This is a genomic window from Streptomyces sp. NPDC001941, from assembly GCF_040296945.1.
Lineage (GTDB): Bacteria > Actinomycetota > Actinomycetes > Streptomycetales > Streptomycetaceae > Streptomyces.
This window is the reverse complement of record NZ_JBEOYE010000018.1, coordinates 93630-115883: the sequence shown is the minus strand read 5'-3', so window position 1 is coordinate 115883 and position 22254 is coordinate 93630. Positions and strand designations below refer to the sequence as shown.

General features: G+C 74.4%; 19 protein-coding genes and 1 pseudogene. 8 read left to right on the top strand and 12 right to left on the bottom strand.

Annotated features, from left to right (window positions below; translation table 11 throughout):
• Positions 1-96 (top strand): annotated as a pseudogene (locus ABT160_RS15615) (epimerase); the annotation flags it as partial.
• Positions 97-117: 21 nt separating this feature from the next.
• Here the strand turns inward: ABT160_RS15615 and ABT160_RS15610 are convergent.
• The gene (locus ABT160_RS15610; protein WP_351647737.1) at positions 118-474 is read right to left on the bottom strand and encodes an iron-sulfur cluster assembly accessory protein; all 357 of its coding nucleotides are present in this window, start codon (positions 472-474) and stop codon (positions 118-120) included.
• A gap of 211 nt (positions 475-685) precedes the next feature.
• Between ABT160_RS15610 and nadA the strand changes: the two genes are divergently transcribed.
• Complete coding sequence (gene nadA, locus ABT160_RS15605) at positions 686-1858, top strand: quinolinate synthase NadA (RefSeq protein ID WP_351647736.1); 1173 nt, start codon at positions 686-688, stop codon at positions 1856-1858.
• A 116-nt stretch (positions 1859-1974) separates the two neighbouring features.
• Here nadA and ABT160_RS15600 read toward each other — a convergent pair whose 3' ends face one another.
• The 5 genes from ABT160_RS15600 to ABT160_RS15580 all read right to left on the bottom strand — a co-directional run bounded on the left by ABT160_RS15600 (position 1975) and on the right by ABT160_RS15580 (position 8422).
• Positions 1975-5097: an efflux RND transporter permease subunit gene (locus tag ABT160_RS15600; protein WP_351647735.1), complete on the bottom strand. Its 3123-nt coding sequence runs from the start codon at positions 5095-5097 to the stop codon at positions 1975-1977.
• Positions 5098-5255: 158 nt separating this feature from the next.
• Positions 5256-5945 carry a response regulator gene (locus tag ABT160_RS15595; RefSeq protein ID WP_351647733.1) on the bottom strand — a complete coding sequence of 230 codons (690 nt, stop codon included), beginning with the start codon at positions 5943-5945 and terminating at the stop codon, positions 5256-5258.
• The gene (locus tag ABT160_RS15590) at positions 5942-7186 is read right to left on the bottom strand and encodes a sensor histidine kinase (RefSeq protein ID WP_351647732.1); all 1245 of its coding nucleotides are present in this window, start codon (positions 7184-7186) and stop codon (positions 5942-5944) included. Before ABT160_RS15590 ends, ABT160_RS15595 begins: the two co-directional genes overlap by 4 nt.
• Before the next feature lie 78 nt (positions 7187-7264).
• Complete coding sequence (gene pspAA / locus ABT160_RS15585) at positions 7265-7543, bottom strand: PspA-associated protein PspAA (protein WP_351647731.1); 279 nt, start codon at positions 7541-7543, stop codon at positions 7265-7267.
• 75 nt (positions 7544-7618) lie between these two features.
• The gene (locus ABT160_RS15580) at positions 7619-8422 is read right to left on the bottom strand and encodes a PspA/IM30 family protein (RefSeq protein WP_351647730.1); all 804 of its coding nucleotides are present in this window, start codon (positions 8420-8422) and stop codon (positions 7619-7621) included.
• Positions 8423-8680: 258 nt separating this feature from the next.
• Here ABT160_RS15580 and ABT160_RS15575 point away from each other — a divergent pair, with 258 nt between their 5' ends.
• The 4 genes from ABT160_RS15575 to ABT160_RS15560 all read left to right on the top strand — a co-directional run bounded on the left by ABT160_RS15575 (position 8681) and on the right by ABT160_RS15560 (position 12174).
• Entirely contained in the window at positions 8681-9277 is a 597-nt protein-coding gene (locus tag ABT160_RS15575) for a DUF3043 domain-containing protein (protein WP_351647728.1), read from the top strand.
• Positions 9278-9366: 89 nt separating this feature from the next.
• Positions 9367-10092 carry a class I SAM-dependent methyltransferase gene (locus ABT160_RS15570; RefSeq protein ID WP_351647743.1) on the top strand — a complete coding sequence of 242 codons (726 nt, stop codon included), beginning with the start codon at positions 9367-9369 and terminating at the stop codon, positions 10090-10092.
• A gap of 68 nt (positions 10093-10160) precedes the next feature.
• Complete coding sequence (locus tag ABT160_RS15565) at positions 10161-11237, top strand: S1C family serine protease (RefSeq protein WP_351647727.1); 1077 nt, start codon at positions 10161-10163, stop codon at positions 11235-11237.
• A gap of 4 nt (positions 11238-11241) precedes the next feature.
• On the top strand, positions 11242-12174 hold the full coding sequence (locus ABT160_RS15560) for an esterase/lipase family protein (protein WP_351647726.1): 933 nt from the start codon (positions 11242-11244) through the stop codon (positions 12172-12174).
• Positions 12175-12219: 45 nt separating this feature from the next.
• On the opposite strand, the gene ABT160_RS15555 is transcribed toward ABT160_RS15560, so the two are convergent.
• Positions 12220-12426 (bottom strand): hypothetical protein, encoded by a 207-nt coding sequence (locus ABT160_RS15555; RefSeq protein ID WP_351647724.1) that lies wholly within the window; start codon positions 12424-12426, stop codon positions 12220-12222.
• A gap of 92 nt (positions 12427-12518) precedes the next feature.
• Here ABT160_RS15555 and ABT160_RS15550 point away from each other — a divergent pair, with 92 nt between their 5' ends.
• The gene (locus ABT160_RS15550) at positions 12519-13718 is read left to right on the top strand and encodes a bifunctional adenosylcobinamide kinase/adenosylcobinamide-phosphate guanylyltransferase (RefSeq protein WP_351647723.1); all 1200 of its coding nucleotides are present in this window, start codon (positions 12519-12521) and stop codon (positions 13716-13718) included.
• A 51-nt stretch (positions 13719-13769) separates the two neighbouring features.
• Entirely contained in the window at positions 13770-14627 is an 858-nt protein-coding gene (locus tag ABT160_RS15545; protein WP_351647722.1) for a class I SAM-dependent methyltransferase, read from the top strand.
• A 10-nt stretch (positions 14628-14637) separates the two neighbouring features.
• Here the strand turns inward: ABT160_RS15545 and ABT160_RS15540 are convergent, their stop codons facing one another.
• The 5 genes from ABT160_RS15540 to ABT160_RS15520 are packed head-to-tail and all read right to left on the bottom strand — an operon-like array spanning position 14638 to position 22253.
• Positions 14638-15696, bottom strand: coding sequence for a class I SAM-dependent methyltransferase (locus tag ABT160_RS15540; protein ID WP_351647720.1), 1059 nt, complete (start codon positions 15694-15696; stop codon positions 14638-14640).
• Positions 15693-16850: a glycosyltransferase gene (locus tag ABT160_RS15535; protein WP_351647719.1), complete on the bottom strand. Its 1158-nt coding sequence runs from the start codon at positions 16848-16850 to the stop codon at positions 15693-15695. The genes ABT160_RS15540 and ABT160_RS15535 overlap by 4 nt, the downstream gene beginning before the upstream one ends.
• Entirely contained in the window at positions 16847-17635 is a 789-nt protein-coding gene (locus ABT160_RS15530; protein ID WP_351647717.1) for an alpha/beta fold hydrolase, read from the bottom strand. The genes ABT160_RS15535 and ABT160_RS15530 overlap by 4 nt, the downstream gene beginning before the upstream one ends.
• Positions 17632-17934, bottom strand: a complete 303-nt coding sequence (locus ABT160_RS15525; RefSeq protein WP_351647716.1) for an acyl carrier protein — start codon at positions 17932-17934, stop codon at positions 17632-17634. The genes ABT160_RS15530 and ABT160_RS15525 overlap by 4 nt, the downstream gene beginning before the upstream one ends.
• Entirely contained in the window at positions 17931-22253 is a 4323-nt protein-coding gene (locus ABT160_RS15520) for a beta-ketoacyl synthase N-terminal-like domain-containing protein (protein ID WP_351647742.1), read from the bottom strand. Before ABT160_RS15520 ends, ABT160_RS15525 begins: the two co-directional genes overlap by 4 nt.
• Between the last annotated feature and the right edge of the window lies 1 nt (position 22254).

The following is a 22254-nucleotide window of genomic DNA, read 5'->3' as shown; positions in this document are numbered from 1 at the left end:
GACGTCTACGCCGACCTGCGGGCGATGGAGGCCGAGCTGGCCCGCGGCGCCACCGACTGGACCTCGGTGCGCCCGCCCCGGCTGCTGGACCGCCCCTCTTCGTGCCGTGCTTCAGGCCTAGCTGAAGGAGTCGCCGCAGGCGCAGGAGCCGGTGGCGTTGGGGTTGTCGATCGTGAAGCCCTGCTTCTCGATGGTGTCGACGAAGTCGATCGAGGCGCCGCCCAGGTACGGGGCGCTCATGCGGTCGGTGACGACCTTGACGCCGTCGAAGTCCTTGACCACGTCGCCGTCGAGCGAGCGCTCGTCGAAGAAGAGCTGGTAGCGCAGGCCGGAGCAGCCACCGGGCTGAACGGCGACGCGCAGGGCCAGGTCGTCACGGCCTTCCTGGTCGAGCAGGGCCTTGACCTTGGCGGCGGCGGCGTCGGACAGGATGATGCCGTCGCTCACGGTGGTCTTCTCGTCCTGAACGGACATCTACATCTCTCCCGGGTAGTACGGAGACTGCTTGCCGACGGTAGCAACCGGCGGGGCCGCGGGTTCATTCCCATGCTCGCACACCGCGTGGGCGGCGGATGCGTCACATCGACGAGATCGGCATCGTCAAAGTGACGTGAAGCGGTTATCATAGATAACGTCAATGAGACGAAAAGGTCGTCCGCAAAGTGAAGAAGAAAGGGTGTGTGACGTGACCACCGCCCAACCCCTGGATGTCCAGCCGACGCCGCTCGCCCTGCTGCTGCTCGGCCGCGAGGCCGACCCCAAGAGCGAGCGCGGCGTGGAGTGTCCCGGGGACCTTCCCTCCCCGTCCGACCCCGACCTGGTGGCCCGCGCCCGCGCGGCCAAGGAGAAGCTCGGGGACAAGGTCTTCGTGCTCGGCCACCACTACCAGCGCGACGAGGTCATCCAGTTCGCGGACGTCACCGGCGACTCCTTCAAGCTGGCGCGCGACGCGGCGGCGCGGCCGGAGGCCGAGTACATCGTCTTCTGCGGCGTGCACTTCATGGCCGAGTCCGCCGACATCCTGACCACCGACGACCAGAAGGTCGTGCTCCCCGACCTCGCCGCGGGCTGCTCGATGGCCGACATGGCCACCGCCGAGCAGGTCGCCGAGTGCTGGGACGTGCTGACCGACGCCGGGGTCGCGGACGTCACCGTCCCCGTCTCGTACATGAACTCCTCCGCCGACATCAAGGCCTTCACCGGCAAGCACGGCGGGACCATCTGCACCTCCTCCAACGCCAAGCGCGCGCTGGACTGGGCGTTCGAGCAGGGCGAGAAGGTGCTGTTCCTGCCCGACCAGCACCTGGGCCGCAACACCGCCGTGCGCGACATGGGGATGTCCCTGGAGGACTGCGTCGTCTACAACCCGCACAAGCCGGGCGGCGGGCTCACCGCCGAGCAGCTGCGCGACGCGAAGATGATCCTGTGGCGCGGGCACTGCTCGGTGCACGGCCGGTTCTCGCTGGAGTCCGTCGAGGACGTGCGCACGCGCGTCCCGGGCGTCAACGTGCTGGTGCACCCCGAGTGCAAGCACGAGGTCGTGGCCGCCGCGGACTACGTCGGCTCGACCGAGTACATCATCAAGGCCCTGGACGCGGCCCCGGCCGGCTCCAAGTGGGCCATCGGCACCGAGCTCAACCTGGTGCGCCGGCTGGCCAACGCGCACCCGGACAAGGAGGTCGTCTTCCTCGACAAGACGGTCTGCTTCTGCTCGACCATGAACCGGATCGACCTGCCGCACCTGGTGTGGGCGCTGGAGTCGCTCGCCGAGGGCAAGCTGGTCAACCGGATCCAGGTGGACCGGGAGACCGAGGGCTTCGCCAAGCTGGCCCTGGAGCGGATGCTGGCGCTGCCGTAGCCGGTCGTCGGTACGCCGGTAGCCGGTACGCCGGTACGCCGGTACGCCGGTACGCGGACGAAAAGGGGCGCCCCCTCCCGTGCGGGAGGGGGCGCCCTTCGCGTGCGTACGACCGGTTACGCGTTCACCGGCTCCTTCGGACGCTCCGGCGTGCCGTCCGACTCCGCCTGGCGCCGGGCCTCCTTCTTCGCCCGGCGGCGCTCCTTGCGCAGCTCCACCATGGCGTAGAGGGTCGGCACCAGCAGCAGCGTCAGCAGCGTCGAGGTGACCAGGCCGCCGATCACCACCACCGCGAGCGGCTGGGCGATGAACCCGCCCTCGCCGGTGATCCCGAGGGCCATCGGCAGCAGGGCGAAGATGGTCGCCAGGGCGGTCATCAGGATCGGGCGCAGCCGGTGCCGGCCGCCCTCCACCACCGCTTCGACGACGCCCAGGCCCTGGGCGCGGTACTGGTTGATCAGGTCGATCAGCACGATCGCGTTGGTGACCACGATGCCGATGAGCATCAGCATGCCGATCATCGCCGGGACGCCCATCGGGGTGCCGGTGGCGATCAGCAGGCCCAGCGCGCCGGTCGCCGCGAACGGGATGGAGACCAGCAGGATCAGCGGCTGCACCAGCGACCGGAAGGTCGCGACCAGCAGCATGAAGACGATCGCGACGGCCGCGAGCATCGCCAGGGCCAGGTTGACGAACGCGTCGCTCTGGTCCTGCGAGACGCCGCCGATGGTCGCGGTGGCGCCGTCCGGCAGGTCCAGCGCGTCGATCTTCGACTGGAGCGAGGCGCTGACCGCGCCGGTGTTGTCGCCGACCGGCTTGGCCGTGATCGTGGCCGCCCGCGCGCCGTCGATGCGGGTCGAGGAGACCGGGCCCGGGACCACCTTCACGTCGGCGATGTCACCAAGCTTGACCGGGCCCAGCGGCAGCGCCTTCAGCTGCTCCAGGGTGGCGGCGGGCCTGGCCGAGGTGATGACCACGTCCCGCTCGGTGTCGTCCAGCATCGCCTTGCCGGCCGGGGTGCCGCTGACGGCCTGGGCCACGGCCATGCCGAGCGTGGTGTCGTTGAACCCGGCGTCGGCGGCCCTGGCGTTGGCCTTGACCGAGATCCTCGGCACCGAGGTGGCCAGGTCGCTCTCGACGTCCGTGACGTCCTTGAGCTTGGCGACCTCGCCGCGCACCATCTCCGCGGCCTTGTCCAGGGTGCCCGCGTCGGCGGCCTTGACCACGACGCTCAGGTCCTGGCTGCCGAAGCCGCCGCCCGCGCCGATGGTCGTGTCGCCGATGCCGTCGAGCTTGCCGAGCTCCTCGTCCAGCCGGTCCCGGGTCTTCTCGTACGACGCCGAGTCCTTCAGGGTCACCTGGTAGGAGGCCTGGTTGGCGCCGGTGCCGCCGCCGAAGGCGGCCATGAAGCCCGAGGAGCCGACGGTGACCTGGTAGTCCTTCACCTCGTCCAGGCCCGCGAGGACCTTCTCGATCTTCTTGGAGGACGCGTCGGCGGCCTCCAGGCTGGTGCCGGGGGCGAGCTCCTGCTTGATCGACAGGGTGTCCTGGTCGCCCTGGTCGAAGAAGTTGGTCTTCAGCAGCGGGGCCATGCCGAAGGTGCCGATCAGCACGACGACGGCGATGGCGACGCTGGTGAGGCGGCGCCGGGTGGCGAACCGCAGCACCGGCACGTACAGCCGCTGGAGCCTGCTGCGCTCCTCCTTCTCCTCCGCCTCGCGGCGGGCCCTCTCCGGGTCCTCGGCGGCGCCCTTGGGCGCGCGCAGGAACCAGTACGAGAGGACCGGCACCACGGTCAGCGACACCAGCAGCGAGGCCAGCAGGGCCGCCGTCACGGTCAGGCTGAACGAGCCGAACAGCTCGCCCACCATGCCGCCGACCAGGCCGATCGGCAGGAACACCGCGACCGTGGTCAGGGTGGAGGAGGTCACCGCGCCGGCCACCTCGCGCACCGCGGTGAGGATGGCCTCCTTGCGCTCCTCGCCGTAGCCCAGGTGCCGCTTGATGTTCTCCAGGACCACGATCGAGTCGTCGACCACCCGGCCGATGGCGATCGTCAGGGCGCCCAGGGTCAGCATGTTCAGCGACAGGTCCCGGGTCCACAGCACGATCAGCGCCAGGACCACGGAGAGCGGGATGGAGACCGCGGTGACCAGGGTCGAGCGCAGCGAGGCCAGGAAGACCAGGATCACGATCACCGCGAAGACCAGGCCGAGGGCGCCCTCGGTGGTCAGGCCGGAGATCGACTTGGAGACCGCCGGGCCCTGGTCGGAGACCACGGTCAGCCGGGCGCCCGCGCCCAGGTCCTTGCGCAGCTCGGGGAGCTTGTCCTTGACCGCGTCGGAGATGGCGACGGCGCTGCCGTCCTTGTCCATGGTGGCCATCACCGCGAGGCTGGGCTTGCCGTCGGTGCGGGTGATGGAGGTGCGGCGCGCCTCGGACTGCTTGACCGAGGCGACGTCACCGAGCCGGACCGCCTTGCCCTCGCCCGGCTTGGCGGGCGCGACGCGCAGGTCCTGGATCTGGGCCAGCGAGGTGTAGCCGCCGCCGACCTGGACGGTGCGGCTGGTGCCGTTCTCGGAGAACGAGCCCGCCGGGAAGGTGGCCCCGCCCGCCTTCAGCGCGTCGGCCAGCGACATCGCGTTCAGGCCCGCGGCCGCCAGCTTGGCGTCGTCCGGGGTGACCTCGACCCGCAGGTCCTGCACGCCGTCGACGGAGACCTGGCCGACGCCGTCGATGTCCTGCAGGGCGGGGACGACGGTGCGGTCCAGCTGGTCGGCGAGGGCCTGCTGGTCCTTGTCGGAGGTGACCGCGAGGACCACGGTCGGGATGTCGTCGGTGGAGCCCGCGACGACCTGCGGGTCGACGCCGTCGGGCAGTTGGGCGCGGGCCCGGTTGACCGCCTGCTGGACGTCGGCGACGAGCTGCTTGGTGGACTCGTCTCCGAAGTCGAAGGTGGCCATGATGACGGCGTTGCCCTCGCTCGCCGTGGAGGTCACGCCCTTGATGCCGTCGACGGCCTTCAGGGTGTTCTCGACCGGCTCGACGACCTGCTTCTCCACCACGTCGGGGGACGCGCCCTGGTAGGGCGCCAGGACCGACACCATCGGGAGTTCGATGGAGGGCAGCAGCTGCTGCTTGAGCTGCGGGATGGCGATCGCTCCGAAGACGATCGCGACGATCGACATCAGCCCTATCAGGGCCCGTTGCGCGAGGCTGAATCTGGACAGCCAGGACATGGGGTCTCTCTTCCGTGGCGGTACTCGGCAGGCGGGCGCGACGAGGGTCGGTGCGCCCGCCCTATACGATCTGCCATCCGCCGGGGCCCTTCCGTCGCCCCCAGGTCCCGTCCTGCGGGGGCCCGCCTACCGCGTTCGGAGTACGCGGGGCGCGGCCCCTACTCCACCTTCGGGCGTACCAGGCCCGATTCGTACGCCACGACCACCAGCTGGGCCCGGTCGCGGGCGCCCAGCTTGGCCATCGCGCGGTTCACGTGGGTCTTCACCGTCAGCGGGCTGACCCGCAGCCGGTCGGCGATCTCGTCGTTGGAGTGCCCGCCACCGACCAGCACCAGCACCTCCCGCTCCCGTACCGTCAGCGCCGCCAGGCGGTCCGCGTACGCGCCGGGCTCGCGGCCCTCCTCGGACGAACCGCCGCCCTGCGCGAGGAACTTGGCGATCAGGCCCTTGGTGGCGACCGGGGACAGCAGCGCCTCGCCCGCGGCGGCGATCCGGATGGCGCTGAGCAGCTCGTCGGGCTCGGCGCCCTTGCCGAGGAATCCGGAGGCGCCCGCGCGCAGCGACTGCACCACGTACTCGTCGACCTCGAAGGTCGTCAGCATCACCACCCGCACGCCCGCCAGTTCCGGGTCGGCGCTGATCAGCCGGGTGGCCGCCAGGCCGTCGGTGCCGGGCATCCGGATGTCCATCAGGACCACGTCGGCGCGGGCGGAGCGGGCCAGCGCGACGGCCTCGGCGCCGTCGGCGGCCTCGCCCACGACCTCCATGTCGGGCTCGGAGTCCACCAGGACCTTGAACGCGCTGCGCAGCAGCGCCTGGTCGTCGGCGAGCAGCACCCTGATGGTCATGTGTCCCCCGCGGTCTTCGCTTCGGCCTCGACGGGCAGTATCGCCTGCACCCGGAAGCCGCCGCCGTAGCGGGGTCCCGCGGTGAGGGTGCCGCCCAGCGCGGTCACCCGCTCGCGCATGCCGAGCAGCCCGTGCCCGCCGCCGTCCCCGGTGTCGCTCCCGGTGCCGGGCGGCTGCGGCGCGCCGTCGTCCAGGACGGTGACCTCCACGGTGCGGCCCACCCGCACCACGCTGACCTCGGCCTTGGCGTCGGGCCCGGCGTGCTTGCGGACGTTCGTCAGGGCCTCCTGGACGATGCGGTACGCGGCGAGGTCCACGGCCGCCGGAAGCCGCTCGTCGGTGTCGGTCCGGGCCAGCTCCACCGGCAGTCCTGCCTGCCGGAAGGTGGTGAGCAGCTCGTCCAGGACGCCGAGGCCGGGGGCCGGTTCGGTGGGCGCCTCCGGGTCGCCGGACTGGCGCAGCAGGCCGACGGTGGCCCGCAGTTCGTTGAGCGCGGAGCGGGACGCCTCGCGGACGTGGGCCAGCGCCTCCTTGGCCTGGTCGGGGCGCTTGTCCATGACGTGGGCGGCGACCCCGGCCTGCACGTTGACCAGGGCGATGTGGTGGGCGACCACGTCGTGCAGGTCCCGGGCGATGCGCAGCCGCTCCTCGGCGACGCGCCGCCGGGCCTCCTCCTCGCGGGTGCGCTCGGCGCGCTCGGCCCGCTCCCTGATGGCGTCGACGAAGGCGCGGCGGCTGCGCACGGCGTCGCCGGCCGCCGCGGCCAGGCCGGTCCAGGCGAAGAGGCCGAGGTTCTCCTGGGTGTACCAGGGGGTGGCGCCGAAGGTCATGGCGGCGCCGGTGAGCACCACCATGGTGAGCAGGCCGACGCGCCAGGTGGTGGGGCGGTCGGTGCGCGAGGCCACGGTGTACAGGGCGACCACGGCGCTCATCGCGACCGGGGACGGCGGGTCGTCGACGACCAGCTCGACCACGGTGACGGCGCAGGTGAAGAGCAGCACGCCGACCGGGTTGCGGCGGCGCAGCACCAGGGCGGCGGCGCCGAAGGCCATCAGGACGAGGCTGGCCCCGCCCGGGGTGCGGGCACCGAACCGGGGGCGGCCCTCTGGTCCGTGCGGGCCCGCGAACGACGCGATGATCATGCAGGCCAGCACGACGAGGGCCAGCGCCGCGTCGAGGGCGAGGGGGTGGGCGCGGAGCCAGGCGCGGGTGCGCGTGAGCCCGATTCCGATGGTGGTCACGGACCGACGGTACGCGCAGGTGCCCCGCTCCCGGGCGGGGAGCGGGGCACCCGTGTGCGTTGGAGTGGCCGCCCGGGGTCAGCCCGGGATCAGGCCGTCGTCGCTGAGCATGGCGCGGACCTCGTCCAGGCCCGCGTCGGGCGCGGGCAGGATCAGCTCGGACGGCTCAAGGGCGTCGTCCGGGAGCGGCTCGCCGAGGCGGCGGACCGCGTCGAGCAGGGCGCCGAGGGTGCGGCGGAAGCCGTCCTCGTCGCCCGACTCCATCTCGGCGAGCAGTTCGTCGTCGAGCCGGTTCAGCTCCACGAAGTGGCTGTCGGCCAGCTTCCACTGGCCCTCCCCCATGATCCGAACGATCATGATGTGCCGTCCCTCAGGTGTCGGGCCCGGTCCTGCCGGGACCATGTCCGCCGTGCCGGTGGGCCGCGGGGCCGCCTACTGCTTGTCGAAGCGGGGAGCGGACTGCTCCTGGCTCTGGCGGTCCTGCGGGGCGGCCTGCTGGCCGCCCTCGAGCGCCTGCTGCTGCGCGGAGGGGCCGCCGGCCAGCTCGGCCTTCATCCGCTGGAGCTCCAGCTCGACGTCCGTACCGCCGGAGAGGCGGTCGAGCTCGGCCTGGATGTCGTCCTTGGCCAGGCCGGACTGGTCGTCCAGGGCGCCGGAGGCGAGGAGCTCGTCGATGGCGCCCGCGCGGGCCTGGAGCTGCGCGGTCTTGTCCTCGGCGCGCTGGATGGCCACGCCGACGTCGCTCATCTCCTCCGAGATGCCGGAGAAGGACTCGGCGATGCGGGTCTGCGCCTGCGCCGCCGTGTAGGTGGCCTTGATCGTCTCCTTCTTGGTGCGGAAGGCGTCGACCTTGGCCTGGAGGCGCTGCGCGGCGAGCGTCAGCTTCTCCTCCTCGCCCTGGAGGGTCTGGTGCTGCACCTCCAGGTCGCTGACCTGCTGCTGGAGCGCCGCGCGGCGGGAGAGCGCCTCGCGGGCGAGGTCCTCGCGGCCGAGCGCCAGCGCCTTGCGGCCCTGGTCCTCCAGCTTGGCGGACTGGCCCTGCAGCTGGTTCAGCTGGAGTTCCAGGCGCTTGCGGCTGGTCGCCACGTCGGCGACGCCGCGGCGCACCTTCTGCAGCAGTTCCAGCTGCTTCTGGTACGAGTAATCCAGGGTCTCGCGCGGATCCTCGGCCCGGTCAAGGGCCTTGTTCGCCTTCGCGCGGAAGATCATCCCCATACGCTTCATCACACCGCTCATGGGCTTCGCGCGCCCCCTTCTGACGGACCGGCTCCAGCACTCCAACAGAACCCACAGTACGGGCCCTGACTCCATTACCGCACTGTTCGGGAGCGGATGCGCTCCTCCCCAAGGACGACTGCGCTCCGTCGCGATCCCGCGCAAGGAGTAGGTGGTCCCCGGGGTCGTGGGGTACTGCTCCTGAGAGACGCGGGCCGTTGCCGGATCGTTCCCGTCCGGGCTGGGGTCCGCGCGCCGCACCCCGTACCCTTGGGCTTTGTGTTCCGTAGCCGTTCCAAGGATGAGAAGGCCCCCGCCGCCAAGGCGGGCGACGCCCTCTCCACGCAGCCCCGTGACCCCGAGGCCCCGAAGGGCCGCCCGACCCCGAAGCGCAGCGAGGCCCAGGGCCAGCGCCGCCGGGCGTCGAGCGCTCCCGTCGACCGCAAGGAGGCGATGAAGCGGCAGCGCGAGGCCCGCCGCGTCGACCTCGCCAAGCAGCGAGAGGCGCTGGCCAGTGGCGACGAGCGGTACCTGCCGCCGCGCGACAAGGGGCCGGTGCGCCGCTTCGTGCGCGACTTCGTCGACTCGCGCTTCTGCATCGCGGAGTTCTTCCTGCCGCTCGCGGTGGTGATCCTGGTCCTGTCGATGATCCGGGTCGCCCAGCTGCAGAACATCGCGCTGCTGCTGTGGCTCGGCGTGATCGTGCTGATCGTGATCGACTCCATCGGCATCGCGTTCCGCCTGCGCAAGCAGCTCGCCGAGCGGTTCCCGGACGAGCCGCGGCGCGGCGCGGTGGCCTACGGCCTGATGCGCACGCTCCAGATGCGCCGGCTGCGCCTGCCCAAGCCGCAGGTCAAGCGCGGAGCGCGGCCCTGAGCACCGACGTCTCGGGACTGCGGGGCGCCGTGCAGGGCTTCTCGGGCGCGTCGGCCACCTGGCTGGCGGGCCTGGGAGGGCTGCGCAACATGGTCCGCCAGGAGCTGGTGGCCCGGCAGCTCGACGAGCAGATAGCCGCCCGGTACCCGGTCGGCCAGCGGCTGCGCATCCTGGACGTGGGCATGGGCCAGGGCACCCAGGCGCTGCGCCTGGCCCGGGCCGGGCACACGGTGACCGGCCTGGAGGCCGACCCGGAGATGCTGAAGGTGGCCCGCGAGGCGCTGGCCACCGAGCCCGCCGGGATCCGTGAGCGGGTCCGGCTGATCGAGGGGGACGGCCGGGAGACCGGGGTCCACTTCCTGCCGGGCAGCTTCGACGTGGTGCTGTGCCACGGGGTGCTGATGTACGTCGAGGAGCCGGACGCGATGCTCGCGGGCCTGGCCCGGATGCTGGCCCCCGGCGGCCTGCTCTCCCTGGTCGTGCGGAACGCGGACGCGCTGGCCATGCGGCCGGCGCTGGGCGGGGACTGGGCGGCGACGCTGGCGGCCTTCGACTCGCCGTCGTACACCAACCGGCTCGGCCTGCGGGTGCGCGCCGACCGCCTGGAGGACCTCACCGCGACGCTGGCGGGGATCGCCGCGCCGCTGTACGCCTGGTACGGGGTGCGGGTCTTCAGCGACAACGTGTCCAACGAGGCCGGGCTGCCCGCCGCCGACGAGCTGGAGCGGCTGCTGGCCGCCGAGGAGCGGGCCGGGCGCTCGGAGCCGTACCGCCGGGTGGCCGCGCTGCTGCACCTGTGCGGGGTCCGCGGCTGAGCGGCGCCGCCCCCTGATCGGGTGACTCCCGCAGGCCGTACCGTCCGGACGAAAGTGATACTCCGGACATGGACGCCTCTCGCGCACGCCGCCGTGCCCTGCTGCCCCTGACCGCCGCCGTCTGCGCCGCCGCCCTGGTCGGCGGCTGCTCGGGCGGCTCCTCGCCCGACCGGGGCGCGGCGCCGACCTCGCGGACCACGCAGGCCGCGGCGCCCAAGGCGGACGGCGGCCTACAGTCCGACTACCAGACGGTGATCAAGAACGTACTGCCGTCGGTGGTGCAGATCGACGCCTCGAACAGCCTGGGCTCCGGCGTGGTCTACGACGGGCAGGGCCACATCGTCACCAACGCCCACGTGGTCGGAGACGAGAAGGCGTTCAAGGTCACGGTGGCCACCGGCGAGCAGCCGCTGACCGCGAGGCTCGTCTCCGCCTACCCCGAGCAGGACCTCGCGGTCATCAAGCTCGACAAGGTGCCCGACGGGCTGAAGCCCGCGAAGTTCGCCGACTCCGCCGGCGTGGAGGTCGGCCAGATCGTCCTCGCCATGGGCTCCCCGCTCGGGCTCTCCTCCAGCGTCACCCAGGGCATCGTCTCGGCCGTGGGCCGCACGGTCAGCGAGGGCTCCCGGGGCGGCGGCACCGGCGCCACCATCGGCAACATGGTGCAGACGTCCGCCGCGATCAACCCCGGCAACAGCGGCGGCGCCCTGGTGAACCTGAACAGCGAGGTCATCGGCATCCCGACGCTGGCCGCCACCGACCCGGAGATGGGCGACGGCGCGGCCCCCGGGATCGGCTTCGCGATCCCCTCCTCGATGGTGCGCACGGTCGCGGACCAGATCGTCAAGGACGGCAAGGTCACCGACTCGGGCCGGGCCGCCCTCGGCATCACCGGACGCACCGTCCTGGGCGACGACTACCGCCCGGCGGGCGTCGCGGTCGTCGAGGCCCCCGCGGGCGGCGCGGCGGGCAAGGCGGGCCTGCGCCAGGGCGACATCATCACCCGGATCGGGGACACCGACGTCACCACGATCACCTCGCTCTCCGAGGCGCTGGCCGCCGACGAGCCCGGCCGGAAGGTGCCGGTCACCTACCTGCGGGACGGGGCGACGAAGACCGCCGACGTCACGCTGGGCGAGATGTAGCGCCGTGGGACGCCTGCTGACGGCCGCCGCCGCGGCCCTCGCCCTGCTGGCCGCCGCCACCGGCCAGGCCGCCGCCCGGGACGCGGGCGGCGCCGCGCCCGGGGACCTGACGCCCGAGGTGGTCGCCGACGTCGCCCGCTCGGTGCTGACGCCCGACGCCCCGCCGCGCGGGGCGAACGACTGGTCCTGCCGCCCCACGGCGAAGCACCCGCGCCCGGTGGTCCTGGTGCACGGCGCCACCGAGAACCCGCTGCAGAACTTCGCCTCGCTGGCCCCGGCGCTGAAGGCGGAGGGCTACTGCGTCTACACCGTGGCGTACGGCGAGCTGTCGCCGGGCGCGCTGATCAAGGGCCTCGGGCCGGTGCCGCAGTCGGCCCGGCAGCTCGCGGCGTTCGTGGACCGGGTGCTGAAGGCGACCGGGGCGGCCAGGGCCGACCTGGTGGGGCACTCGCTGGGCGGCGGGATGCTGCCGCGCTGGTACCTGAGGTTCGAGGGCGGCGCGGCGAAGGTCGGGCACCTGGTGGGCATCGCCCCGACCAACCACGGCACCACCGTGAGCGGCCTGGGCGAGCTGGGCAAGGCGCTCAACCTGATCGGCCTGGCCAGCGTGGTCACCGGGCCCTCGATGCCGGACATGCTGGTGGGCTCGGAGGTCAACCGGAAGCTCGACGCGGGCGGCGACACGGTGCCCGGGGTGCGCTACACGGTGATCGCCTCGATGAACGACCTGGCGATGTCCCCGTACACCCGGGAGTTCCTGACGGCGGGTCCCGGCGCGCAGGTCGGCAACACCACCGTGCAGGACCACTGCCCGTTCAGCTTCGTCGGGCACATCGGCATGGTGTACGACCCGGCCGTCGAGCAGCTGGTGAAGAGCGCGCTGGACCCCTCCGACCGGCGGGCCCCGCGCTGCACCCCGGTGGTCCTGCCCTTCTGAGGGGCGGCGGGGCGCGGCGCGGGGCCCGGTCGGAGGGTCAGCCGGTCAGCCCTCGGCGCGCAGCGACATCGGGCCGTAGATCTTGCTGCCGTCCTCGAAGAGGTGCACCTGCTCGGCGCCGCCCTCCAGGAGGTCCTTCCAGACCTCGCCGATCCAGGACTCCGCGTCGCCCTGCGTGGTGAACTCCTCCGGCTCCACCGCCGGGGAGACCTCCGTTCCGTCGGACTTCTCGAACCGCCACGTCCACGCCATGTCCGCCTCCCGAGATCCCACAGATGATCAGGTTCCTGCCCGCAGCGTAGCCGGGCGAGCACGCGCGGGGGCGACGCGGGAGGATCGTGCTTGTGGAACTGACACTGCTCGGCACCGGAGCGCCCGAAGGACTCCCCCGCCCGGACTGCCCCTGCGCCGGGTGCGCTGGCGCCCGGGGACCGCTGGCCCGCGCCGCGACGGCGCTGCTCGTGGACGGGGCGCTGCTCCTCGACCTGACCCCGGGGGCCGCGCTGGCGGCGGCCCGGGCGGGGCACTCGCTGGCCGGGGTGCGCCAGGTGCTGCTGACCCATCCGCACGATGGGCCGCCGGTGGAGCAGCCGGCCGGGCTGCCGTCGGCGGGCCGGGTGCCGGACGGCCGGGAGCTGACGCTGATCAGCGGCCACCGGGTGCGGGCGGTGCCGGTGGACGCGCCGGGCACCGGCTACGAGGTGGTGGCGCCGGAGGGCGAGCGGCTGCTGTACCTGCCGCCGGGCGGCGCGCCGGCCGGTCTCGGGGCGGTGGAGCAGCCGTACGACATGGTGGTGGCCGACGTGACCGGGCGGCCCGCCGCGCTGGCCCGGCTGCGCGGGGCGGGCGCGGTGGCGGCGACGACGGACGTGGTGGCGGCGCACCTGGACCACGACGTGCCGCCGGGGCCCGAGCTGGACCGGCGGCTGGCGGCGGCCGGGGCGCGGGCGGTGCCGGACGGCACGACGCTGGTGGTCGGCGAGTACCACGCGGTGCCGGACGTGCCGCGCCGCACCCTGGTGACCGGGGGCGCCCGCTCGGGCAAGTCGCTGGAGGCCGAGCGGCGCCTGGAGGCGTTCCCGGGGGTGGTGTACGTGGCGACGGGCGGCGGCCGGGACGGGGACGCGGACTGGGCGGCCCGGGTGGGCCTGCACCGGGAGCGGCGGCCCGCCTCCTGGCGCACCGAGGAGACCTGCGACCTGGTGCCGCTGCTCGCGGCGGACGGGCCGCCGCTGCTGGTGGACTGCCTGTCGCTGTGGCTGACGGACGCGATGGACCGGGTGGGGGCCTGGGACGACGACGTGTGGGCCAAGGGCGGCCGGGACGCGCTGCTGGAGCGGACGGCGGAGCTGGTGGCGGCGGTGCGGGCGACCCGGCGGCGGCTGGTGGCGGTGACCAACGAGGTGGGTTCCGGGGTGGTCCCGGCGACCCCGGCGGGGCGGCGCTTCCGCGACGAGCTGGGGCGGCTGAACGCCGCGGTGGCCGCGGAGTGCGAGCACGTGCTCCTGGTGGTCGCGGGCCAGGCGCTGGCGCTGCGCGGCTGACCCGGGCGCGCCTGCTTGCGGCCGGGGCCCGCATGCCGTGGTCTTTCGGACATGACTGTCGTACAGGACAAACAGCACACGATGGACAACGGCAAGGTCCGGGCCCGGCTGGAAGGGGTGCCCGAGACGCTCCTGTGGACGCTGTGGAACCGCGCCGTGGAGGCCGGGCACGAGGACCCCGTGCTCGACGACCCGATGGCGCTGCGGCTGGTGGACTCGATCGACTTCCCCTTCGAGGAGCGGTTCGGGGCGCCCCACCCGCTGTTCGCGCAGATCCAGGGGCTGCGGTCGGTCACCTTCGACCGGGCGGTGCGGGAGTACGTCGCCGACCACCCCGAGGCCACCGTGGTGGCGCTGGGCGAGGGCCTGGAGACCGGCTTCTGGCGGGTGGACAACGGGCGGCTGCGCTGGCTGAGCGTGGACCTGCCCGAGGCCGCGGAGCTGCGCCGCAGGCTGCTGCCGGAGCACGAGCGGGTGCGGGTGCTCGGCTGCTCGGCCACCGACACGTCCACCTGGCTGGACGCGGTGGAGGACCCCGCCAAGGGCGTGGTCGTCACCGCGCAGGGCCTGCTGATGTACCTGCGCCCGCCGGAGGTGCGCGACCTGCTCGCGGCGAGCGCGGGGGCGCTGTCCGGCGGGGCGTTCGTACTGGACTCGATGGCCCGCTGGCTCACCCGGGCCACCCGGCGCGGGAACATGCGCATCGGGACCATGCCCGTCCCGGCGATGCGCTGGTCGATGGCTGCCGACGAGCGGCACAAGCTCCACACCGCGCACCCCGGCATCACCGACGTGCGCGCGCTGACCATGCCGCGCGGCCGGGGCGTGCTCGGCCGGCTGATCGAGCACCAGCACCGGGTGCCGCTGTTCCGCTCGATCTCGCCGGCCGTCACGCTCGTACGCTTCTGAGGCCCCCGGCTCAGTCCTTGCGGGCGATCACGCGGTAGGCGTTGGAGAACCGGGTCCGCCGCAGCAGCGGTTCCAGGGCCCGGTCCACCAGGTGGGCCGCGAACAGCGCCGGGAACGAGGCGTACCAGAAGGCCTTGCGCAGCAGGGCCTCGCGCCGGCCCGGCGCCTTCGCCAGCCACGGCTCGTCGCGGTAGGGCATGTGCCGCACCACCGCGAGCCCGACCGCGCCGACCACGTCGATGGGCACGTGCGGCTCGCGGGTGTCGCTCGCCACCACCGTGAAGCCCTGCTCGGCGAGGGCCCGGCACAGGTTGGCCCGGGTCACGAAGTGCAGGTGCTGCGGCTGGAACCACGGCACCCAGTACTTGCCGAACACCCGGCCCAGCGGCGACTCCGGGTTGGGCACCTCGATCAGCAGGTGCCCGCCCGGGCGCAGCACCGTGTGGGCGGCGGCCAGTTCGGCGCGCGGGTCCACGGTGTGCTCCAGGACGTGGTGCATGCTCACCACGTCGAAGCGGTCCGCCAGGGAGCCGGCGAGCTCGGGCAGGAAGCCCCGGTGCGCCTTCTCGATGCGGCCCGCCCTGGCCGCCGCCTCGACGCTCTCCCCGCAGTCCACGCCCTCGAAGGCGGTGTCGGGGAAGACCTGCTTGGCGACCACGCAGAAGTCGGCGTTGGCGGTGCCGACGTCCAGCCAGCGCCCGGGCCTGGTGTAGGGCGCCACCGAGCGGGCGGCGGCCGCGTACCGCTCCTGGCTGGTGCCCATGGTGAAGGCCTTGCCCCAGGTGCCCTCGCCCAGGCCGTCGTAGAAGTCCCGGTAGTAGAAGTCCAGGCCCTCCGGGCTCAGCCGCGGGTTCTGGAAGCTGTGGCGGCAGCCCCGGCACTGGTCGACGACGAAGGTGCCGGGCTTGCGCTGGATGCTGTCGGTGGTGCGCAGCCGGGTGCGCAGCCGGGTGGAGCCGCACCAGGGGCAGTCGGGGCGCCGGTCCTCGTAGAACCGGTCGGTCCCCAGGGCCAGTTCGCGCTGGTACACCGGGCGCAGCCGGGCGACCTCGGTGGTGGTGTCGGTCATCGCGTCGCTTCCTTGGCTAGCTGCTGGAGGTGGGTGGCGGCCGCGGCGGCGCCGCCGGCCGCGCGGAAGGAGTCGCGCACGCGCGCGGCGCCCGCGCGGCAGTCGGGTCCGTCCAGGACGGTGTCCAGGGCGGCGCCGAGCCTGGTGCTGTCGCTGCGCCCGAAGCGCACCCGCACGCCCGCGCCGGCCGTGGTGACCTGGGCGGCCACCACCGGCTGGTCGTCCCGGATCGGGGCGACCACCAGCGGGACGCCGTGCCACAGGGACTCGGCGACGGTGTTGTGCCCGGCGTGGCAGACGACCGCCGACAGGTGCGGCAGCAGGTCGAGCTGGGGCACCCGGGGCAGCACCAGGACGTCCGCGTCGGGGATGGTGTCCAGGGCGCCGCCCGGGTCGGCGATGACGGCCTGGACCCGGCCGGCCCGCTCCCGTACGGCCTCGGCGCAGGCGGTCAGGAAGCGGGCGCCGACGTCGGTGTTGGCGGTGCCCAGCGAGACCAGGACGGTGTGCCGGTCCGGGTCGAGCCACTCCCACGGGAAGGGCCCCCCGTCGGTGCGGTGGGCGACGGCGGGGCCGACGAACGCGGCCTCGCGGGTGCGCTCCCCCACCAGCGCCCCGGTGGTGAAGGCGAGCACCAGGTCCGGGGAGAAGCGCGGGTCGTGGCGCCGGGCGGGGTCGCCCAGCTTGGTGCGCAGGTCGCCGAGGAGCCCGTGCACCCACTCGTCGACCTTGGGCATCCCGGCGAGCACGTCGGTGAACTCGGCGGAGGTCGTCGCGGACGTCGCGTACGGCACGCCCATCCGCTCGGCCACCAGCGCGCCCGCCAGCGCCTGCTGGTCGGCGACCACCACGTCCGGGCGGAAGTCGTCCACGGCCCGCTCCACGCCCGGCGCCATCGCCTCGGCGAGCGGGGCGAAGAACTCCTCCCACAGGAACCGCAGCGCGGCCACGCCCCGCAGCTCCGGCGGCCTGCGCACGTCGGCGGGCGCGCCGCAGTCGTACACCCGCGCCGCGGGGCCCGCCAGGGCCCGTACGAACTCCGGGTGGCCCGCCCACGCCACCCGGTGTCCCCCGGCCGCCAGTTCGGCGGCCACCGCCACGGCCGGGTTGACGTGCCCGACCAGCGGCGGCACCACGAACAGGAAGCGGCTCACGAGACCGGCTCCCGGTGGGCGCCGCGCACCCAGTCGAGCAGCAGCGGGCCCACCGTCTCCGGGGTGCCCACCAGGACCGAGTGGCCGTGCCCGGTGACCTCCAGGGTCCGGCAGCGCGGCAGCAGCCCGGCCAGCCAGGGCGCCATCGGCGCCAGGTCGGAGTCCGCGCCGTACACCGCGAGCACCGGCACGTCCAGGGAGCGCCAGCGCTCCTCGGCGGGGATGCGGCTGGCCGCGATGTCCTCGGCCAGCGTGGTGTCGTGCAGCAGCCGGCAGGCCCAGCGCACCAGACGGGCCTCGTGGCGGCCGTAGGTGCGCTCGATCCACGGCAGCGTGGCCTCGTCGCGCAGCTTGTGCGCGGAACCGGCGAGCAGCCCGCTCATCTTCCGGGCCCAGGCGGCCGTCGGCGGCTCCGACTCCACCACCAGGACGCTCGCGGTGCGCCCGGGGTGGTGCAGGGCGAAGTCCAGGGCGACGGTGCCGCCGAAGGAGTTGCCGACCAGGTGGACCGGGCCGGTGACCTCCAGGCGGTCCAGGAGCGCGGCCAGGTCGTCGGTGAACTGCTCCAGGCGGTAGCCGGAGCGGGGCCGCTCGCTGCGGCCGTGGCCGCGCTGGTCGTACATCACGACGTCGTAGCCGGCCGCCGCGAACTCGGGGGCCACCGTGAAGTAGTAGCTGGTCAGGTTGTCGGTGGCGATGCCGTGGACCAGGACGACGGTCTCGGCGCCGCGCTTGTCCAGGCGCTCGACGTTGAGCCGCCCGGTGGCGGTCTCCAGGAGGGTCACCGCAGGCGTCCCGCCACGTAGTCGACCAGCCGGCCCACGGTCAGGCCGATGATCTCGGAGAGCTCCAGGGAGGCGAAGAACGCCGGGAAGTCCACGCGGTCGCCGTAGCGCTCGCGCAGCGCCCCGGTGAGCGTGACCAGGTCGATGGACTCCAGGTCGAGGTCCTCCACGAACCGCGTCTCGCGGGTGACCGGGGTCTCCTCGAGCTCGGCGTCGTCGAGCACCGAGCGCAGCGCCTCGGTGATCTGGGCCAGGACGGCGGTCTCGTCCGCCTCGTCGACGGCGATCGGGCTGGTCATGGCTGTTCGGTCTCCTCTGTCCAGGCGACGGTGTACTTCCGGTCCCGCAGGCCGGGCGGGTTGGCCACCCCGGCGGTGCGGATGCGGTGGACGCGGCCGGAGGGGGTGCGGACGCGCGCGGTGTCCCCGGTCGCTTCGACGACGGTGAAGTCGCGGGGGCGCCCGCCAAGGCCGGTGCCCTCGGCCTTGGCGGCGGCCTCCTTGGCGCACCACAGTCGGGTCAGCTGCTCGGCGCCGCCGCCGAGGCGGGCGTACAGCGCGTGCTCGTCGGGGCCGAGCACGGCGTCGACGGTGGCGTCGGTGCGCTCCACGACCTCCTCGATGTCGATGCCGACGGGCGTGCCCGCCGGACGCACCAGGGCGACGGCGGCGTCCTGGCAGTGCGCCAGGGACAGCTCCAGGGGCGGCAGTTCGCGGCCGTGGACGCCCTCGGGCACCGGCCGGCCGCTGGGCTCGTTGCGCACCCGGACCTCGCCCGGGTACACCGGCTCGTCCGGGTCGGCGGCCCACAGGGCGCGGCGGACCGCGTCCTTGGCGGCGATCCGGCCGAGCAGCCACTGCCGCTTGCCGCGCGGCGCGTGCCGCTCGTAGCGCTCGCGCTCGGCACCGGCGAGCTGGTTGCGCATCATCAGGTCCCGCGAGGCCGGGTCGGGCCAGCGCTCGAAGACCAGCTCCCAGCCGCCCGGCCGGGTCTCGGACAGGGTGCTGTGCTCGGGCCTGCGCTTGACCGCGTCGGTCTCCGGCGGCGAGTCGAAGCGCCGGTCCTGCCAGCCCTCGATCCGCGCCCACACCGCGCCGGTCGCCCGGTCGGCGAGCTCGACGTCCGCCTCCAGGAGGGTGTCGGTGAGGGCGGTGACCCGGATGTGGCAGTCCAGCCGGGTGCCGGGGGCGGGGTGCGGGCCGAACAGCTCGGCGCGCCGGATGCCGACGGGGAAGACCACGGTGCGGTCGGTGTGGGTGGCCATCAGCCAGTAGCCGAGCAGCTGGCCCACGTTGTCCAGGAGCGCCCCGGGGGCGGGCGGCGCGGTCAGCTCGCCGCGCACGTGGCGCCCGCCCAGCGCGGTGATCGCGCTGACGCCCTGGAAGAGCGGGCCGTGGAACATCCAGCGCTCGGCGTACATCCGCGCCGCGCTCACCTCGGGCGCCCGCTCGCCGTCCGGCACCGGCCAGCGGGCGGGGGCCGTGCGGTACCCGGCGGCGGTCTCCACCTCGGCGCGGGCGTGCCGCCCGAAGGCCGCGCGGAACCGGCCGGGGGCGCCGGGTTCGAGCACCAGGTCCACGCTGGTGCGCGGCTCGGCGACGACCCACTCCAGGAAGCGGGCGTCGTGCACGGCCACCGGGGTGCCGGCGTCCGCGGGGACGGCGTCGAGCAGCATCTGGACGATGGTGGTCGCGGGCACGACCGGCCAGCGGTCGGCCAGGTCGGGCCAGTCGGGGCGCTGCTTGAAGAAGCAGTGGTCGCGCAGGTACGGCAGCGCGTCCACGCTGATGTCCAGGGTCCGCTTGACCGGGGCGGGGGCGTACGGCGCCGGGGCGGCCGGCGCGGACACCGGTACGGGCCCGGGCGGCCGGACCCGTACGGGCACCGGCCGCGGGGCGCGGGCCCCGCCCAGGGCGCTCACGTCCGCGACCGCCCGGGCCGTCTCGGCGAGCAGCGCGTCCAGCTCCGGCACGCCCGAGGCGGAGGCGGTGGCGGCGACGGGCGCGGCGGCCGGGGCGGCGGGCGCGGTCAGGGTGCCCACCGACGGCGGCAGCGAGACCAGGGCGGCGCCCAGGTCCAGCGGGACGCCCCGGCGGCGGTGGGCCAGCGCGTCGAAGTCCGGGTCGCCGCCGAACGCCCACAGGCCCGCCGCCACGCAGCGCAGCTGGGCCAGGCCCTCGCGGCGCGGGGAGTTGGCGGTGATCGCCAGGTGGTCGCGGCCGGCCAGGGTGTCGCCGACCAGGGCGGGCAGCTGGCCGGTGCCGAGCTGGACGAAGGCCCGGGCCCCGGCCGCGTACAGGCCCTCCACCAGGCCGCGGAAGCGCACCGGTTCCAGGAGGTGGCGGACGAACAGCTCCCGCACGCCCGCGCCGTCGGCGGGGAACGGGGCGCAGGTGGTGCCGGACCACACCGGCACCCGCTGCTCGTGCAGGGCGAAGCGGAGCGTGGCGTCCTGGATGGGCGCCAGGTAGGGCCGCAGCATCGGGGTGTGGAAGCCCGACTCGAAGGGCAGCACCTGGCCGATCACGCCCTCGGCGCGCAGCTCGGCGGCGAGCGCCTCCACCTGGGCGGCGGGGCCGCAGGCGACGGACTGGCGGGGGGCGTTGTCGTGCGAGAGGACCACCCCGGGGTGGCGGTCCAGCGCCGCCGCGACGACCTGCGCGCCCGTCCCGAACGCGGCGAACGCCAGGCCGGGCACCCGCAGCGCCTCCGGGTCGAAGGAGGCCAGGAACGCGTCGACCTCGGCGTCGGCGAACATGCCGCCCGCCACCATCGCGGTCCACTCCCCCACGCTGTGCCCGGCGACCGCGTCCGGGACGACCCCGATCCGCTCCAGGGCCGCCGAGAGGAGCCGGCCCACGCCGACGACGCCCGCGCCGTGCTCGGCGACGTCGCCGACCCGGGCGCCCTGGCGGCCCGGCGCGGGCAGCCCGAAGTGCCGGGCCAGGTCGTCGACCTGGGGCGCGAACTCGGCCTCCAGGCCCGGGAAGAGGAAGGCGGTGCGCCCGCCGCCCGCGCCCAGGACCGGCTCGGGCGCGTACCAGACGTCGCTGCGTCCGCCCCAGGCGCCGCCCCGGGCCACCGCCTTGCGGGCCAGCGAGAGGCGCTTGGCGGTGGGGCCGCTGATGGCGAGCCGGGCCGCGCCCCGGGTGCGGTCCAGGTCGCGCACCCGGGCGTCGTCGGCGTCCAGCAGCGCGGCGAGGGCCTCGGGGGTGTCGGCGGCGAGGCGCAGCAGCGGCTCGGGCTCGCTGACCCGCAGGGCGGGGGCCGGGGCGGCGGACTCGATGACGACGTGGGCGTTGATGCCGCCGAAGCCGAAGGCGTTGACGGCGGCCCGGCGCACCCCGGCGTCCCAGGGCCGGGCCTCGGGCAGCGTGCGGAAGCGGGTGCGCTCCAAGTCGGGGTGGGGCTCGTCGCAGTGCAGGGTGGGCAGCAGCACGCCCCGGTGCACGGCGAGCGCGGCCTTGATCAGGCCGGCCACCCCGGCGGCCGGCATGGTGTGCCCGATCATCGACTTGACCGAGCCGACGACCGCGTCGGGCTCCCGGCCGCTGCCGAACACCTCGGCGAGGGTGGCCAGTTCGGCGCCGTCGCCGTTGGGCGTGCCGGTGCCGTGGGCCTCCAGGAGGCCGATCGAGCCGGGCGCCGCCGGGTCGAGGCCGGCCGCCTCCCAGGCCAGCCGCACGGCGCGGGCCTGGCCGCCCGGGTCGGGGTTGACCAGGGACGCGGCGCGGCCGTCCCCGGCGACGCCGGTGCCGCGCACGACCGCGTACACCCGGTCGCCGTCGCGGCGCGCGTCGGCGAGTCGCTTGAGGACCACCACGCCGGTGCCCTCGCCCATCAGCACGCCGTCGGCGTCCCGGTGGAAGGGGCGGATGCGCTGGCTCGGGGAGAGCGCGCGCAGCCGCTCGAAGACGGACCACAGGGTGATGTCGTGGCAGTGGTGCACCCCGCCCGCGAGCATCACGTCGCAGCGCCCCGCGGCCAGTTCGGCGACCGCCTGGTCCACGGCGACCAGCGAGGAGGCGCAGGCCGCGTCCACGGTGTAGGCGGGGCCGCGCAGGTCCAGCCGGTTGGCGATGCGGGAGGCGGCGAAGTTGGGCACCAGGCCGATGACGGACTCGGGGCTGTCCGGGCCGAGGGCGTCGGTGAAGGCCGTACGGATCTCGGCGAGCCGCTCCTCGGGCAGTTCGGGCATCAGCTCGCGCAGGGTGCGGGCCAGCTGGCGGGCGGTGCGCACCCGCTGGTCGAGCCGGGCCAGGCCCGCGGTGAGGTAGCCGCCGCGGCCCAGCACCACGCCGGTCCTGGCCGGGTCGGCGGAGAGCCCGCCCGCGTCGGCGATCGCGGCGGCGGCGGTGCGCAGCGCGATCAGCTGGTCCGGCTCAGTGGTGGCCACCGAGTCCGGCATCACGCCGAACGCGGTCGGGTCGAAGTCGGCCAGGCCGTCCACGAAGCCGCCGCGGCGGCAGTAGACGTCCTCGGCGTCCAGCCGGCCCGGCGGGACGTCGGAGATCGCGTCGACGCCCGCCACCAGGTTGCGCCAGTACGTGTCGAGGTCGGCGGCGCCCGGGAGGGTCACCGCCATCCCGACGATCGCGACCGGTTCGCGCTGCTCCATG

Coding starts and splice junctions, on each gene's coding strand:
- pspAA (WP_351647731.1), bottom strand. CDS start 7,543: ATGATCGTTCGGATCATGGGGGAGGGCCAGTGGAAGCTGGCCGACAGC.
- ABT160_RS15595 (WP_351647733.1), bottom strand. CDS start 5,945: ATGACCATCAGGGTGCTGCTCGCCGACGACCAGGCGCTGCTGCGCAGC.
- ABT160_RS15610 (WP_351647737.1), bottom strand. CDS start 474: ATGTCCGTTCAGGACGAGAAGACCACCGTGAGCGACGGCATCATCCTG.
- ABT160_RS15580 (WP_351647730.1), bottom strand. CDS start 8,422: ATGAGCGGTGTGATGAAGCGTATGGGGATGATCTTCCGCGCGAAGGCG.
- ABT160_RS15555 (WP_351647724.1), bottom strand. CDS start 12,426: ATGGCGTGGACGTGGCGGTTCGAGAAGTCCGACGGAACGGAGGTCTCC.
- ABT160_RS15570 (WP_351647743.1), top strand. CDS start 9,367: ATGGTCCGCCAGGAGCTGGTGGCCCGGCAGCTCGACGAGCAGATAGCC.
- ABT160_RS15525 (WP_351647716.1), bottom strand. CDS start 17,934: ATGACCAGCCCGATCGCCGTCGACGAGGCGGACGAGACCGCCGTCCTG.
- ABT160_RS15520 (WP_351647742.1), bottom strand. CDS start 22,253: ATGGAGCAGCGCGAACCGGTCGCGATCGTCGGGATGGCGGTGACCCTC.
- ABT160_RS15545 (WP_351647722.1), top strand. CDS start 13,770: ATGACTGTCGTACAGGACAAACAGCACACGATGGACAACGGCAAGGTC.
- ABT160_RS15565 (WP_351647727.1), top strand. CDS start 10,161: ATGGACGCCTCTCGCGCACGCCGCCGTGCCCTGCTGCCCCTGACCGCC.
- ABT160_RS15540 (WP_351647720.1), bottom strand. CDS start 15,696: ATGACCGACACCACCACCGAGGTCGCCCGGCTGCGCCCGGTGTACCAG.
- ABT160_RS15600 (WP_351647735.1), bottom strand. CDS start 5,097: ATGTCCTGGCTGTCCAGATTCAGCCTCGCGCAACGGGCCCTGATAGGG.